At 41.8% G+C, this 14110-nt stretch carries 19 protein-coding genes; 15 read left to right on the plus strand and 4 right to left on the minus strand.

Annotation, left to right across the window (positions count from 1 at the left end; all coding sequences use genetic code 11):
* A partial coding sequence (locus tag ACSSTM_RS00005) for a sigma-70 family RNA polymerase sigma factor (protein WP_141227722.1) occupies positions 1-337 on the minus strand: 337 nt, incomplete at its 3' end.
* 234 nt (positions 338-571) lie between these two features.
* Here ACSSTM_RS00005 and ACSSTM_RS00010 point away from each other — a divergent pair.
* The 4 genes from ACSSTM_RS00010 (at position 572) to ACSSTM_RS00025 (ending at position 3652) form a co-directional block, all read left to right on the plus strand.
* Positions 572-1693: a Rap family tetratricopeptide repeat protein gene (locus tag ACSSTM_RS00010; RefSeq protein ID WP_034661385.1), complete on the plus strand. Its 1122-nt coding sequence runs from the start codon at positions 572-574 to the stop codon at positions 1691-1693.
* A gap of 177 nt (positions 1694-1870) precedes the next feature.
* Positions 1871-2611 carry a polysaccharide deacetylase family protein gene (locus ACSSTM_RS00015; protein ID WP_095285408.1) on the plus strand — a complete coding sequence of 247 codons (741 nt, stop codon included), beginning with the start codon at positions 1871-1873 and terminating at the stop codon, positions 2609-2611.
* 84 nt (positions 2612-2695) lie between these two features.
* Complete coding sequence (locus tag ACSSTM_RS00020) at positions 2696-3424, plus strand: SGNH/GDSL hydrolase family protein (protein WP_223249890.1); 729 nt, start codon at positions 2696-2698, stop codon at positions 3422-3424.
* Between the two features lie 78 nt (positions 3425-3502).
* Positions 3503-3652 carry a hypothetical protein gene (locus ACSSTM_RS00025; RefSeq protein WP_003217499.1) on the plus strand — a complete coding sequence of 50 codons (150 nt, stop codon included), beginning with the start codon at positions 3503-3505 and terminating at the stop codon, positions 3650-3652.
* A 135-nt stretch (positions 3653-3787) separates the two neighbouring features.
* Here the strand turns inward: ACSSTM_RS00025 and ACSSTM_RS00030 are convergent, their stop codons facing one another.
* Positions 3788-3928: a sporulation histidine kinase inhibitor Sda gene (locus tag ACSSTM_RS00030; protein ID WP_003217327.1), complete on the minus strand. Its 141-nt coding sequence runs from the start codon at positions 3926-3928 to the stop codon at positions 3788-3790.
* Between the two features lie 362 nt (positions 3929-4290).
* Between ACSSTM_RS00030 and ACSSTM_RS00035 the strand changes: the two genes are divergently transcribed.
* The 8 genes from ACSSTM_RS00035 to ACSSTM_RS00070 are packed head-to-tail and all read left to right on the plus strand — an operon-like array spanning position 4291 to position 9308.
* Positions 4291-4812 carry a YqeG family HAD IIIA-type phosphatase gene (locus tag ACSSTM_RS00035; RefSeq protein WP_034662006.1) on the plus strand — a complete coding sequence of 174 codons (522 nt, stop codon included), beginning with the start codon at positions 4291-4293 and terminating at the stop codon, positions 4810-4812.
* A 2-nt stretch (positions 4813-4814) separates the two neighbouring features.
* The gene (yqeH, locus tag ACSSTM_RS00040) at positions 4815-5915 is read left to right on the plus strand and encodes a ribosome biogenesis GTPase YqeH (RefSeq protein ID WP_034661381.1); all 1101 of its coding nucleotides are present in this window, start codon (positions 4815-4817) and stop codon (positions 5913-5915) included.
* A 21-nt stretch (positions 5916-5936) separates the two neighbouring features.
* The gene (aroE, locus tag ACSSTM_RS00045; RefSeq protein ID WP_034661380.1) at positions 5937-6779 is read left to right on the plus strand and encodes a shikimate dehydrogenase; all 843 of its coding nucleotides are present in this window, start codon (positions 5937-5939) and stop codon (positions 6777-6779) included.
* Complete coding sequence (gene yhbY / locus ACSSTM_RS00050) at positions 6773-7063, plus strand: ribosome assembly RNA-binding protein YhbY (RefSeq protein ID WP_034661378.1); 291 nt, start codon at positions 6773-6775, stop codon at positions 7061-7063. The genes aroE and yhbY overlap by 7 nt, the downstream gene beginning before the upstream one ends.
* Positions 7064-7076: 13 nt before the next feature.
* A complete protein-coding gene (locus tag ACSSTM_RS00055; RefSeq protein ID WP_034661376.1) occupies positions 7077-7646 on the plus strand; it encodes a nicotinate-nucleotide adenylyltransferase in 570 nt (189 codons plus the stop codon).
* A complete protein-coding gene (gene yqeK / locus ACSSTM_RS00060) occupies positions 7636-8199 on the plus strand; it encodes a bis(5'-nucleosyl)-tetraphosphatase (symmetrical) YqeK (RefSeq protein ID WP_034661375.1) in 564 nt (187 codons plus the stop codon). Before ACSSTM_RS00055 ends, yqeK begins: the two co-directional genes overlap by 11 nt.
* Before the next feature lie 12 nt (positions 8200-8211).
* Entirely contained in the window at positions 8212-8568 is a 357-nt protein-coding gene (gene rsfS, locus ACSSTM_RS00065; protein ID WP_003217467.1) for a ribosome silencing factor, read from the plus strand.
* A complete protein-coding gene (locus tag ACSSTM_RS00070) occupies positions 8565-9308 on the plus strand; it encodes a class I SAM-dependent DNA methyltransferase (RefSeq protein WP_437403944.1) in 744 nt (247 codons plus the stop codon). The genes rsfS and ACSSTM_RS00070 overlap by 4 nt, the downstream gene beginning before the upstream one ends.
* Positions 9309-9356: 48 nt before the next feature.
* Here ACSSTM_RS00070 and comER read toward each other — a convergent pair whose 3' ends face one another.
* Positions 9357-10205: a late competence protein ComER gene (comER, locus tag ACSSTM_RS00075; RefSeq protein ID WP_034661373.1), complete on the minus strand. Its 849-nt coding sequence runs from the start codon at positions 10203-10205 to the stop codon at positions 9357-9359.
* A gap of 90 nt (positions 10206-10295) precedes the next feature.
* Here comER and ACSSTM_RS00080 point away from each other — a divergent pair, with 90 nt between their 5' ends.
* The 3 genes from ACSSTM_RS00080 to ACSSTM_RS00090 all read left to right on the plus strand — a co-directional run bounded on the left by ACSSTM_RS00080 (position 10296) and on the right by ACSSTM_RS00090 (position 13880).
* Entirely contained in the window at positions 10296-10925 is a 630-nt protein-coding gene (locus tag ACSSTM_RS00080) for a helix-hairpin-helix domain-containing protein (RefSeq protein ID WP_034661372.1), read from the plus strand.
* A gap of 65 nt (positions 10926-10990) precedes the next feature.
* Positions 10991-11560 (plus strand): ComE operon protein 2, encoded by a 570-nt coding sequence (locus tag ACSSTM_RS00085; RefSeq protein WP_034661371.1) that lies wholly within the window; start codon positions 10991-10993, stop codon positions 11558-11560.
* Entirely contained in the window at positions 11553-13880 is a 2328-nt protein-coding gene (locus ACSSTM_RS00090) for a DNA internalization-related competence protein ComEC/Rec2 (protein ID WP_437404284.1), read from the plus strand. Before ACSSTM_RS00085 ends, ACSSTM_RS00090 begins: the two co-directional genes overlap by 8 nt.
* A 39-nt stretch (positions 13881-13919) precedes the next feature.
* Here ACSSTM_RS00090 and ACSSTM_RS00095 read toward each other — a convergent pair whose 3' ends face one another.
* A complete protein-coding gene (locus ACSSTM_RS00095; protein WP_012010638.1) occupies positions 13920-14054 on the minus strand; it encodes a YqzM family protein in 135 nt (44 codons plus the stop codon).
* Positions 14055-14110: the final 56 nt, after the last annotated feature.

The following is a 14110-nucleotide window of genomic DNA, read 5'->3' on the forward strand; positions in this document are numbered from 1 at the left end:
CGTTTTCAATACACCGCGCCGCATACGTTGCCAGCTTTGTTCCTTTTCCAGAGGAATAGCTTTCGATGGCTTTAATGAGTCCGATCGTCCCGATGGAGATGAGGTCTTCAGCGTCTTCCCCGGTATTTTCAAATTTCTTGACAATATGGGCGACGAGCCGAAGGTTATGTTCAATCAGCATATTTCTCGCGTGTTCATCGCCCTGTGCCATAAGGGCTAAGTATTTTTTTTCATCATCTCCTGAAAGGGGCTGTGGAAAGGCATTGTTTTTGACATAGGACACTAAGAACACCAATTCTTTGACCATCAATCCCATCGCTGTAAATACTCCTGCCACGATTTTCACCTCCACCATGTTTAGGCCACTGCCTATATCCTCAAATGTATGTGAAGGGGGGATTGTCTGTGTCTGTACGATGAAAAAATCATCTTTTTCGAAAAAAACGGGCTTCTGTTCGTCTGTTTTTGCTGCCCTTCTCATATGTTTGCGGTTTCTTTGCGGTGCTTGGCGGTCAAGAAGCGTGCTAAAATATGTAATATTAGACCGAAAAGGAAGGGGTTTTTTCGGAACATGGGGAAGGTTCTTTCTTCACATGTAGGTATGAAAATTAATGAATGGTATCGAATGATACGGCAGTTCAGTGTTCCAGATGCGGAAATCCTGAAAGCAGAAGTAGAAGCGGAAATTGAACGGATGGAAGAGGACCAGCATTTACTGATTTATTATCAGCTCATGTGTTTTCGGCACCAAATCATGCTTGACTATATACACCCTTCAAAATATCAACCTTTCTCAGTATCTAATCTTGTCGATAAAATCGAAAATTCCAATCATGAGTTATCTGATATGCTGCATTATTACCATGCATTTTTTCGTGGCATGCATGAGTTTAGTCAAAAAGAATATTTAGAAGCCGTCAAATATTATCGAGTGGCAGAAAAACAGCTGTCCATGGTATTTGATGATATTGAGCAGGCTGAGTTTCATTTTAAAGTAGCAGAAGCCTACTATATAATGAAGCAAACGCATGTCTCGATGCATCATATTTTAAAGGCGCTGGAAATATACGATCAGCATGATGCCTACTCTATTCGCATCATTCAGTGTCTTTTTGTTATCTCAGGAAACTATCAAGATCTAAAACGAAAAGACCGGGCACTGCCTCATTTAAAAAAGGCAAAACAGCTCGCATCACAGATTGATCATCCGCGGATATACAGTTCAGCGCTTTATAATTTAGGAAAATGTTATGGGGAGCTGGGCTATAGAGAGGAAGCAGAACGCTATTTAACGGAATCGGCTGATATTGCCTGTAAAGAGCAGCTTCCCACGCTTCCGCATACGCTCTATACGCTGGCAAAACTGCTTTTTAGACAAAATGAACAAGTGGAAGCACGCCGCATATTAGAAGATGGAAAATTAGCTGCAAAGAAGCATGAAGACCAGCTGTTTTGTCATATGTTTGAGTATCTGGATGCTTTATATGTTCAAGGAATGAATGAAGAACAACTGCAAAAAACCATTGATTATTTGGAAAAACTTAGCCTATACTCTTATATAGAGGATATCTCACTAGAAATTGCGACAGCCTTAGAAGCCTCTCAACAATACCAGAAGTCCAACCAGTATTATCAGAAATTATTATGGGCTCAAAATCAAATCCAAGAAGGAGAGTGTCTGTATGAATTCTAAGCAACGTTCGACAGTTGAAGAGAGAAACCAAACGTGAAACAAAAAGCGGGCCTGATGGGCCGGCTTTTTTTTATGTCAAAAAAGAAGTCAGAGATGCGGACCGTGACTATGAATGCTGAATGATTCATCAAAAAGCGGGCAATTTAATCTGTAAGAATGTTCTGTGGAGGCGGTCAAATGAGAGGGTTGCATGTCTTGATGTGTATATTGCTGCTATGTGCTTTTGTTCCTAATGAAGTAGAGGCATATACATTAAAACGAGTCGATCTTGAAAAAACGGGACATGCCTTTTGGGACATGAGAGCGGAACGGAAAAAGATTGCGATCACCTTTGATGATGGACCTCATCCAGTTTACACGAATCAAATATTGGATGTGCTGAAGCAGCATCAAGTAAATGCCAGCTTTTTTGTCGTAGGAAGCCGGATTCACGCATATCCAAAGATCGCAGAACGGATTGTGGACGAAGGAAATGAGCTTGGCAATCACACGATGAATCATACGTATTTTGACCTGTTATCCTCAAAAGAGATCAAGCAGGAGCTAAAAGAATCAGCGGCTCATATCGCTTCACTTCAGCCTGGCGGACCCTTATTATTTCGCCCCCCTGGCGGCCGCTTGACGAAGACATCATTCCGCATTTTGTCAAAGCAAGGATATGATGTGGTCATGTGGTCCTTTACGCAAGATCCGAAGGACTGGTCAAGACCAGGCTCACGCAAAATTGCGAGCCGGATTATTGATCATATTCAAGGCGGCGATATCATTCTTTTGCATGATGGCGGGGGCAATCGGAAGCAGACGGTAGAAGCACTGAAACAAGTGATTCCTGAATTAAAGGATCGAGGCTATGAATTTGTCAAAGTGAGCGAACTGCTGCATCATGACAAAGCGTATGTACCTGTTCAACTGCAATAGGAAGCATTCGTCAAAAACAGTCATTCATTGAAACCAAAAGTCTTGTCGTTTACTATATGAAGAGGGCTTTTGGAGGTGAATGTTGTGAAGAAATGTGTTGTCCTTTTTATCCTGCTTTGTGTCGCTGCTGGGTGCTCAAAGCCAGAACAAGAAAGTGTCATTGCATTTGGCGACAGCAATACAAGGGGATCAAACTGGGACTTTCGAGATTATCCAACATCTGAAAAATGGGTGAATCTCATGAAAAACGTCGAGCGCGGCCAAATTCAAGTGAAGAATGCAGGCATTGGCGGGCAGACAACTGAAGACGCGAAGCTTCGCTTTGAGCAGGATATTTTAAAGCAGAAACCAACTTACGTCCTCATCATGTTCGGTACGAATGATGCGGCGATTTTAGATGGGAAACATCCCCGCGTGACGAAAAAACGATTTAAAGAAAATGTATCCTACTTCATTTCTGAAAGTAGAAAAGAAGGCATTACCCCGATTCTCATGACCTGTGTACCTGTTGTAGAAGGCGGAAAAAAGGGCTTGTATTACTACTCTAGGTATAAGTCATCTTATTTTGCTGAGAGAGGCGGGGCAAGAGCTTGGCAAAATTCCTATAATGACATTACGAGAGAAATAGCCAAGGATCAGCAAGTACCGCTTGTCGACAATTGGAAAGCGTTCATCCGAGAAGCTGGTGAAGATAGTGACAATGCGCTGATTCAATCAGGTTTGATCGACCCTTCTGGCAATCATATGACGCCAAAAGGGGCAAGAATTATTTATAACGAAATCAAAGAGCGTGATGTCATCAAACATTTTTAAATGATGGCCATCTGCCTAAACAAGACCATCCATCCAGCATAGTCTAACAGTATATCTTCCTAGAAGGAGGTAACTGATATGTGGGGATGCCCTTATCCTTACCCTGCGTGTTCACCTTATCCAGCTCAAGGAGCAGGAATCGGTTACGCTTTTCTTGTTGTGTTCCTTGTGGTCATTTTGGTCGTAGGCGGAGGGTTATGGTTTTGGAATGAACAGCCTTGCAAATAAGACACCTCTTCTTTGATGAGAAGGGGTGTTTTTTACGGAAAATAGTAGTAAGCCTATAGCGCAAGTGATATAATATCAGTCACCTGAGTTTAAAAAAGGAGAGTGCTCGGGAGGCATGGTTCCTGCGAAATGGAATTAAGAGGAAACAGAGAGCATATGCCCGAGCGAACGTCTTTTCATTTCTGTCTCAATTAATTCAATGAAGTCGCGATTTAAGTTCATTTCATTTGCTTTATAATACGATTCTATAAGTAAATCATCTGACAGCTTTTTCATACTAGAAACCCATATGATGGGAAAAACACCTCCCCTGAAAAAGTTGGCATAAAACTTAAGGAAAAGACATATCATCATAGGTTGATCGAATGTCTCTGAAGTACCTTTAATCTACCATGAATGGGAAACAAGAACAATCGTTCTGTTATCCACATGGTGAAGTGGATAACTTGTGGGTAGAGTGTTTATAATTGAATGAAAGCGTGATGAAATATAGGTGGATAATGTGTGTAAAATTATCCACACCTGTTGAAGGTCCTCGTCATATGTCGAAAACTTTTTCATTGTATTCGATAGACAGACAAATTGTGATTTGATTCGACACAATCGCTGAAAAACCAATGGAAGAAAGGGTGCAAATTGTGCTAAAGAAGTATTTCTTACCGGATGAATTTGTGAAAAGCATTTTCCACATTTCACCGCAAAAACTAAAAGAACGAAATGTAAAAGGAATTATTACCGATTTAGATAACACACTAGTAGAATGGGACCGTCCAAGTGCGACGCCCCGCTTAATTGAATGGTTTCAAGAAATGAAGGATCACGGGATACAAGTGACGATTGTATCGAACAATAATGAAAAAAGGGTCAAGCTTTTTTCTGAACCAGTTCATATCCCGTTTATTTATAAAGCGAAAAAGCCTATGGGAAGAGCCTTTAATAAGGCAGTCTCTGATATGCAATTGAAAAAAGAAGATGTGGTGGTCATTGGGGATCAGCTCATGACCGATGTACTAGGCGGGAATCGTCATGGCTTCCATACGATTTTGGTCGTCCCTGTCGCTGCCTCGGACGGATTTTTCACCAAGTTTAACAGGCAGATTGAACGCAGAATTTTAGGAGCCTTAAAGCGTAAGGGCCACATTCAGTGGGAGGAAGAGTAATAATGGAAAAGGTTGTTTGTATTGGCTGCGGTGTAGCCATTCAGACGGAAGATAAAGATCAATTAGGATATGCGCCGGCAGCATCTCTATTGAAAGAAGATGTGATCTGTCAGCGCTGTTTTAGGTTAAAGAACTACAATGAAATACAAGATGTTTCTTTAACAGAAGACGACTTTTTAAATATATTGCACAGCATTGGAGAGACAGATTCTCTGATTGTAAAGGTCGTTGATATTTTTGACTTTAACGGAAGCTGGATCAATGGGCTGAGTCGTATTGTCGGTGGTAATCCGATTTTACTCGTCGGCAACAAAGTAGATATTTTACCGAAATCCGTGAAAAAAGATCGTCTGATTCATTGGATGAAACGGGAAGCGAAAGAAAACGGATTGAACCCGATCGATGTTTTCTTAATCAGTGCAAGCAGAGGTCAGGGCGTACCTGAGGTGATGGAAGCGATCGATCATTACCGTGAGGGAAGAAATGTCTATGTCGTCGGCTGTACGAATGTTGGAAAATCAACATTTATCAATCGAATCATCAAAGAAGTATCTGGCGAAGAGAACGTGATCACCACATCCCAATATCCAGGTACAACACTTGATGCCATTGAGATCCCGCTTGATGACGGATCTGCTCTATTTGATACGCCAGGCATTATCAACCGTCATCAGATGGCGCACTATGTCAGCAAAAATGACTTGAAGATCTTAACGCCGAAAAAAGAATTGAAACCGAGAACGTTCCAATTAAATGAAGCACAAACGCTTTATTTTGGCGGCCTTGCTCGATTTGATTATGTAAAAGGCGGCAGAACGTCATTTGTCTGCTATATGCCAAATGAGCTGAACATACACAGAACAAAGTTAGAGAACGCAGATGATTTATATGAAAAACATGCCGGGGAACTGCTATCACCGCCATCAAAAGAGGGGATGGAAGATTTCCCTCCGCTCGTTCCGCATACCTTTACGATTGATCAGCCGAAAATGGACATCGTCTTTTCAGGCTTAGGATGGGTAACGGCAAATGATGCAGGGAAGCAAATCAAAGTCTATGCGCCAAAAGGCGTTCATGTGTTTATGAGACGTTCGTTAATTTAAATGTTCAAAGGGGGAGAGACCTTGAAACCTTTATACGGATTAATCGGTAACCCTGTTGGTCATTCAATGTCTCCGGATATTCATAATGCAGCATTGAAGGATGCTGGGATTGATGGACATTATCATGGCTTTCAAGTAGAAGACGAAGACCTTAAAGATGCCATTCGCGGTATGAAAGCCTTAGGAATAAGCGGCTTTAACGTCACTGTTCCGCACAAGGTAGACATTATGCAGTACCTTGATAAAATTGATGTGACAGCTGAACGCCTGCGTGCAGTCAATACGGTGCGGCTTGAAGGAGGTCAGCTCGTCGGGTACAACACAGATGGAGAGGGCTTTCTTCATTCATTGCTTGAAGCCTTGGATCAGCCTTTAACAGAGCTGTCATTTCTAATGATTGGTGCTGGCGGAGCAGCAAGAGCGATTTATACGACAATCGCTGACTATGCACCGAAAAGCTTTGATATCACCAACCGCACCATTGAAAAAGCTGAGGCTTTAATTGAAAGTGCAGATGGGAACATCACATCTAGTGCCATTACTTTAAAGACAGCAGAAGAACGACTTGGGGAATATGATGTCATCATCCATACGACCTCAATCGGTATGTACCCGAATGTTGAAGAAACCCCGATTTCTTTAGCAAACGCAAAAAAAACAGCGGTCGTTTGTGATATTGTGTATAATCCAATAGAAACAAAGCTGCTCAAAGAAGCAGCCGGGTTAGGTTTGAAAACAGTAGATGGTGTCGGCATGTTTGTTGGACAAGCAGCAAGAGCCTTTGAACTGTGGACAGGCATCACGCCTGACGCCAGAAAAATGAAGTCAATTGTAATAGAGAAATTAGGAGGAACACCATGTTAAAAGGGAAACAAAAACGTTTTTTACGTGCAAAAGCACATCATTTATCACCTATTTTTCAAGTAGGAAAAGGCGGGGTAAATGACAATATGATCAAGCAAATTTCCGAGGCGCTTGAAGTAAGAGAACTGTTAAAGGTCAGCGTATTACAAAACTGCGATGAGGACAAAACGGAAGTTGCGAAAGCACTTGTAAAAGGTGCAAAAGCTGAACTTGTTCAAACGATCGGAAATGTGATTGTCCTTTATAAAGAATCGAAGGAAAATAAACAAATTAAGCTGCCGTAAAGGTGGATGTGATATGAAAAAAATAGGGTTGTTCGGCGGTACGTTTGATCCTCCTCATAATGGTCATTTGCTGATGGCGAATGAAGTGCGTTTTCAAGTGGGGCTTGATGAAATGTGGTTTATCCCAAATCACAAGCCCCCTCATAAAACAGACCGGAAACGAGCAGATAGTCGTCACCGGGTGAAAATGGTGGAAGCGGCGATCCAGTCAAATCCATATTTTCGGCTGGAGCTCATTGAAATGGAGCGAGAGGGTCCATCTTATACAGTGGATACGGTGGAGCTTTTAAAGAAGCGTCATCCTGAAGATGAGTTCTTTTTTATGATTGGAGCGGACATGGTCGAGTATTTGCCAAAATGGCATCGGATTGATGATTTGCTTCAGATGATCACCTTTATTGGGATGAAAAGACCGGGTTATGCCGGAAGTACGGCATATCCTCTTTTATTTGCAGATGTTCCAGCTTTTGATGTATCATCGACATTGATTAGGCAGCGAATAAAGCAGGAAAAACCTGTCGATTATTTGATACCGAAAGCTGTTGAGCGTTATATAAAGGAGCATCATTTATATGAATCGTGAAGAAGCATTGAACTGTGTCAAAGAGCAGTTAACAGAGCATAGATATACACATACACTCGGGGTCATGAGTGCAGCCATTTCATTAGCGGAACGGTTCGGTGCAGATGTGAAAAAAGCAGAGATCGCCGCTATTTTTCATGATTATGCGAAATTTAGACCAAAGGAAGAAATGAAGGGAATTATCCAGAAGGAACAGATGAACCCTCTATTGCTTGAATATTCGCCTGAGCTTTGGCATGCCCCAGTTGGTGCTTATCTGGTTAAAAAGGAAGCAGGCATTGACGATCAAGACATTTTAACTGCCATTGAATTTCATACATCAGGCAGGCCAAACATGACATTACTTGAAAAGGTCATTTATGTCGCTGATTATATCGAACCAGGACGTCATTTCCCTGGTGTTGAAGAAGTAAGAGAGTTAGCAGAGCATGATTTGGATAGCGCGTTGGTTCAGTCACTAAAAAACACCATCAGCTTCTTATTGAAAAAGAATCAGCCAGTCTTTCCAGATACATTGGCTACTTACAACTCGCTTGTGCATAAGAACAATTAAGGAGGAATTTGGATGGATTCATCATCAATTTTAAACGTCGCGGCAGGAGCATGCGATGATAAACGGGCTGAGGATATTATTGCCCTTAATATGCAAGGAATCTCACTTGTTGCCGATTATTTTCTCATTTGTCACGGGAACTCTGATAAGCAAGTGCAGGCCATTGCAAGAGAAGTAAAACATCTTGCAGAGGAAAGTGGAATCGAAGTGAAGAAGATGGAAGGCTTTGATGAAGCAAGATGGGTATTGATTGATCTTGGTGATGTCATTGCTCATGTGTTCCACAAAGAAGAAAGAGGATACTACAACCTAGAGAAGCTATGGGGAGATGCGCCGAGAGAAACGCTTTCACTTGGCATTAACTCATGATTTATCAAGGGTTTGCAGGTGTGTATGACGAGCTCATGACACATGCACCTTATGATGAATGGGTTCAGTGGATCCAGCAGAATATCAAACCGAATGCTGCCATTATTGATGTTGGCTGTGGGACTGGAGAAATTTCTCTTCGGTTAGCTGAAAAGGGCCACACAGTCACAGGAATTGACCTCAGTGAAGAAATGCTGGTCTTCGCGCAGCAAAAAGCACAGGCGAAAAAGCAGTCCATTCAATTTTTACATCAAGATATGAGAGAGCTTACGGGTTTTGAGCAAGTCTTTCAAGCAGCGGTTATTTGCTGTGATTCCTTGAATTACTTAAAAAACGAAAATGACGTCAAAAAAACCTTTAAAAACATGTTTCAGCTTTTAGAGGCAGATGGGGTTTTACTCTTTGATGTTCATACACCTTATAAAATGGAAGAGGTATTCCCAGGTTCGACTTATGCCGATCAAGATGAAGAGATCAGCTATATTTGGCAGAGTGATAAAGGGGATGACATGTATTCGGTCATTCACGATTTAAGCTTTTTTGTAAAGGACGGAGACGTGTATCAGCGTTATGATGAGACACATGAACAGCGTACATTTCCATTTGAGACATATGCGGCGTTCCTTGAGTCCGCTGGCTTTGAACAGATAGAAGTGACCGCTGATTTTACAAATGAAGTCCCTGGGGAATTCGCCGAAAGATTTTTCATTTCAGCTAAGAAACCAAAAACCATCGTTTAATGGAACGATGGTTTTTTAAAACCCTTTTTTCGCTTGTTGCAGAGATGATTAATTTCTGCGATCATCAGTAAACACACTTGGCGGGTATTGATGCGCAACCGCTTCAAGGTCTTCATCGAATTTTTCATGGGTGTTTTGAAAGAGGCGGTGAAACATATCTTGAACACCTGCTTCAAGTGCTTTAATCCCTTCACCAGTGACGCCGCCTTTAACACACACTTTGTCTTGCAGTGTCGGAAGGGTATAGACTCTTTTTTCAATCAAACGGCCAAGTCCTACAAGCATATCTTCTGATAAGGTGGTGGCTTCTTCTTTAGAAATATCTGTTTCTTCGACAGCTGCTTCAATCATTTTCTGAACGAGAAAGCTGATAAAGGCAGGACCGCAGCTGACGATATCTGACGCCGCTCTTGTAATCGAATGATGAATCTCAATGGGTGTTGAAATGCAGGAAGCTAACTGTCTTAACGCTGTTTTCGTCGCGACACTGCATGACGATCCAAATGTTAAAAGTGACGCTCCTGATAAAGCACGGTTCGTAATGCTTGGAATCAGCCTGGCTGTTTGACAAGGAACGATATCCTGAAGCTGTTCAGGGTGAACCGGACTTGTAATGATGACAATGGTTTGCTGTTCTGTTAAAAGAGGGCTCAGCTCTTTTAAAAGTGGATAAATATCAAGCGGCTTGACACAAACAAAGATGAAATCCTTATTCATGACAGCTCCTGTAAGCTGTTTCGTTACTTCAAGCTCTGGGTGGTTCTTTTTTATATTGAACGCTTTTTCTATGGTCCGGTTTGTGATGGTGATGGATGAGGGATTGACTGCCTTTGATTCAATAAATGCCTCAGTAAGTATGGTACCCATGTTTCCTGTACCGATTATCCCGATATTCAAACGTTCTCCCTCCTTAGGCGCATAGGATCTGTTATCTTCTAAACAGTATGTTGAGCAATAGAAAAATATGATTGAAAGAAGCGTGAGCACGTGAAGCGACTCATTCCATTGAAAAAATACAGTCTTTATATCGGAGCTGGGCTCATGGTCGTGATCATCATCACTTTCTTCCTTTTCGCAGGAAATAGGGAGAGCAGCAGAGAGCCAAGTGTATTGAAGGAAGATAAAGACATACAAGTCACATTAGAAGACAAACAAGAAAAGACCGATAATGAATCACCTCCCATTTTTGTAGAGGTCAAAGGAGCTGTGAAAAAGCCAGGGGTTTATACGTTTCAATTTGATGCACGGGTAGAAGAAGCGATTCGGAGAGCAGGGGGCTTTACTAGTAAAGCAGACACGATTGAAATCAATCAAGCAGCAAAATTAGAGGACAGTATGATGATTTATGTCCGGAAGCAGGGAGAAGCGGAGAGGCAGACGCAAATAGCAGCTGCTGACGCTCCATCGGGTAAAGAAAAGAGTCAAGGTGTCAATGTCAATCAGGCTGATGCGGCGGAATTGCAAACCATTAACGGAATAGGGCCAGCTAAAGCAGAAGCCATCATTACGTACAGAGAGGAACACGGGGAATTTCAACAAATTGAAGATTTGCGGAACATTTCAGGTTTTGGGGAGAAGACCATTGAACGGCTGAAAAGTGAATTGACCGTGAAGTAGAATTGACGGTATAGAAGGAAGGCATGTACACTTAATACCAACCATCATTCTGGAGGGATCAGCTCGTGGAAAGAATTTCATGGAATCAATATTTTATGGCACAAAGCCATTTGCTTGCTTTACGAAGCACCTGTGAGCGGTTAGCTGTTGGGGCGACCATCGTCAGAGACAAGCGTATCATTGCAGGGGGATATAATGGCTCAATTGCTGGTGATGTCCATTGTGCAGATGTGGGATGCTATGTCATTGATCATCACTGCGTTCGCACCATCCATGCGGAAATGAACGCTATTTTACAATGTGCCAAATTTGGTGCACCTACAGCGGATGCTGAAATATATGTCACGCATTTTCCTTGTTTGCAGTGCTGTAAAGCCATTATTCAAGCAGGTATTCGAACCGTGTACTATGCAAAGGATTATAAAAATCACCCATATGCCGTTGATTTATTTGAGCAGGCAGGTGTTCAAACGGAACAAGTTGAACTGGATGAAATGATCATCGACTTAAAAAATCAAGAAAAATTGGCCTTTGTTGCAGATTTAATTGGCAAGCTAAGTGAATCAGGACTTAGTGAAACAGAAATTCGCGTTATGCATGAGAAGGCGAATCAATTATTTACTTCCTATGTTTAATTATTTGCCGTTTGGGGCAATTTCAGCAGCTGTTGGAATTGCTCTGGCTGCATATCATCTTCATATGTATTTCCTTCTCTTTCTTCTCATCATATTACTTCTCAGCCTACTGAAAAAAATTCCCAAGCTCTTTCTCATGATCAGCCTATGTGGAGCTGTTTATACTCTTATTTTTATGGTTCATGAGTTTTTTGAAACGGATCAACCTGTACAAGAAAAATTTCTTTCCGGCTCCGTTGTGATTGAAAGTATTCCGAAGACAGATGGCAATCGTTTTTCAGCAACTGTGTCAACAGAACATGAACGGCTAGCCGCTTTCTATACCATTAAAACAGAGCGTGAAAAAGAGGCGCTAAAAGATGTAGAGCCAGGTATGAGCTGTCATATGACAGGTGATGTTCGGCCGCCTAAACACGCAACCATTCCTAACGGGTTTCAATATGATCAATTTCTAAAATCAAAAGGCATTAGCGCCATTTTCTTACCGCAGTCAATCAAAGGCTGTACAAAAAAAGACAGACCTTCCTATTATCTTCAAGCGATGAGGCAAAATGGCTTAAAATTCTTAGAAGATCATGTGCCGAAAAACTCTGTAGGCATTGTACAGGCCCTTATTTTTGGTGATCGTGAGTTGATTGATCCTGACACATTAAGAGACTATCAAATGCTCGGCATTATTCATCTGTTAGCGATCTCAGGACTGCATGTGCAAACGCTTCTTGCCTGTTTATTTTGGTGTCTGCTTCGTGCCGGTGTGACAAGAGAGACAGCACGTATTCTTCTATTATGCTTTCTTCCTGTTTATGCTTGTTTGACAGGTGCTGCACCATCGGTTTTAAGAGCTTGTCTCATGGCAGGAATCCATTTAGTGATGACGAGCCTGCCGAAAGAAATGAAACAGCCTTCTGCTGTCGTATTAAGCGCAACGTTTTTACTCTTATTAGCGTTTCATCCTCTATATCTATTTGATATCGGATTTCAGCTTTCATTCGTGGTAACGTTCTTTATTTTGTTATCGACCAGAATCTTATCACAAGCGAAAAGTGCAGTGATGCAGTTATTCCTTATATCCTTTGTTGCGCAGCTTGCCTCGCTTCCTGTTCTTTTATATCATTTTCAGCAATTTTCTTTGCTGAGCATCCCATTGAATATGATGTTTGTCCCTTTTTATACGACGGTTGTCCTGCCTCTGTCCTTACTCTTTTTTCTTTTGTCCATCATTTATCTCCCTCTTGGACAAGTATTGTTCCAGCTGCTTGATTCGGTCATCCAGCTAAGTCATCAGTTGTCAGCACATATGGCAGTTTTTGATGGGTTTAACTTGATTTTTATGAAATCTACTTGGTGGCATATTCTTCTGGAAGTGAGTGCCATTGTTTTTCTGCTGTTTGTGATGGAGTGCAAAGCTTCTGTGAAATCCTATTCTGTGCCAATTCTTTTTTTCATTGGTGTTTTGAGTGTACACTTTTTTACTCCGAACTTTCTCCAAAAAGGGGAGGTCACGATGCTGGATGTAGGGCAGGGGGATAGTTTGTTTATTCAACTGCCCTATCGAAAGGGGCATCTGCTTGTGGATACAGGGGGCAGACTTTCTTTTGAAGAGGAACCGTGGAAAAAAAGACGTAAAGTATCTACGATCGGTGATCAAACGCTGATCCCGTTTCTGCATTCTAAAGGTATAGCAAAACTTGATGTGCTGATTCTCACGCATGCGGATCAAGATCACATGGGAGAAGCGGTTCGTTTAATCAACCGAAATAAAGTAAAGCGGCTGGCCATACCAAAAGGCTTTGCCCGAAGTCCAGAGGACGCAAAGCTGCTAAGAGAAGCAGCTAAAAAAGGGATATTTATTGATGAATTAGAAAGAGGAGATCAGCTCCGAGTTGGAGAGCACATATTTGAGGTTCTGCACCCTTCGCAAGACCGGGTGACAAGTAAGAACAATGATTCACTCGTTCTGGCTTTTACTCTTGGTGGGAAACGTTTTCTGTTCACTGGAGACCTTGAACAAGAAGGGGAACGAGACATCATAGAAGCCTATCCCCACCTGCGAGCGGATGTCTTAAAGGTTGGGCATCATGGCAGTAAAGGGTCAACAAGTGAGGAGTGGCTTCGACATCTGGAGCCGTCCTATGCACTCATTTCGGCTGGTGAACGCAATCGTTATCAGCATCCTCATCAGGAAGTTTTGAAAAAACTAAAGGATCATCAAATGGAGGTGTACCGCACAGATCGAGACGGAAGTGTGACCTATGAATTTCTTGAGAAGAAAGGAACGTTTTACACGCAACCTCCATATGATATCTTACAAAATCAATAAAAAAACTGCCAAAACGGCAGTCATTTAGCAATCATGAAGTTAAGATCCAACGAGGTGTATAATTGTTGCCAAAATAAACATTGAGGCGAAAAATCCGAATGTGACGATAAAACCAACGGCTGAGTCGGTCACATCATTCCGCTTGCTTTGAACATTTTTTTCAAATTCATTCATTTTCATCCCTCCTGGCTAATTTTAGTATACTTGAACTCATTTGGAATTGCTAGAAG

This window comes from Bacillus sp. RK1064 (genome assembly GCF_051488405.1).
Classification (GTDB): Bacteria; Bacillota; Bacilli; order Bacillales; family Bacillaceae; genus Bacillus.

Excerpts from the sequence above, each read along its gene's own strand:
- ACSSTM_RS00010 (WP_034661385.1), top strand. The coding sequence starts at position 572 with ATGGGGAAGGTTCTTTCTTCACATGTAGGTATGAAAATTAATGAATGG.
- ACSSTM_RS00015 (WP_095285408.1), top strand. The coding sequence starts at position 1,871 with ATGAGAGGGTTGCATGTCTTGATGTGTATATTGCTGCTATGTGCTTTT.
- ACSSTM_RS00025 (WP_003217499.1), top strand. The coding sequence starts at position 3,503 with ATGTGGGGATGCCCTTATCCTTACCCTGCGTGTTCACCTTATCCAGCT.
- ACSSTM_RS00030 (WP_003217327.1), bottom strand. The coding sequence starts at position 3,928 with ATGAAAAAGCTGTCAGATGATTTACTTATAGAATCGTATTATAAAGCA.
- yqeH (WP_034661381.1), top strand. The coding sequence starts at position 4,815 with ATGGAAAAGGTTGTTTGTATTGGCTGCGGTGTAGCCATTCAGACGGAA.
- yhbY (WP_034661378.1), top strand. The coding sequence starts at position 6,773 with ATGTTAAAAGGGAAACAAAAACGTTTTTTACGTGCAAAAGCACATCAT.
- ACSSTM_RS00055 (WP_034661376.1), top strand. The coding sequence starts at position 7,077 with ATGAAAAAAATAGGGTTGTTCGGCGGTACGTTTGATCCTCCTCATAAT.
- yqeK (WP_034661375.1), top strand. The coding sequence starts at position 7,636 with ATGAATCGTGAAGAAGCATTGAACTGTGTCAAAGAGCAGTTAACAGAG.
- rsfS (WP_003217467.1), top strand. The coding sequence starts at position 8,212 with ATGGATTCATCATCAATTTTAAACGTCGCGGCAGGAGCATGCGATGAT.
- ACSSTM_RS00070 (WP_437403944.1), top strand. The coding sequence starts at position 8,565 with ATGATTTATCAAGGGTTTGCAGGTGTGTATGACGAGCTCATGACACAT.
- ACSSTM_RS00090 (WP_437404284.1), top strand. The coding sequence starts at position 11,553 with ATGTTTAATTATTTGCCGTTTGGGGCAATTTCAGCAGCTGTTGGAATT.
- ACSSTM_RS00095 (WP_012010638.1), bottom strand. The coding sequence starts at position 14,054 with ATGAATGAATTTGAAAAAAATGTTCAAAGCAAGCGGAATGATGTGACC.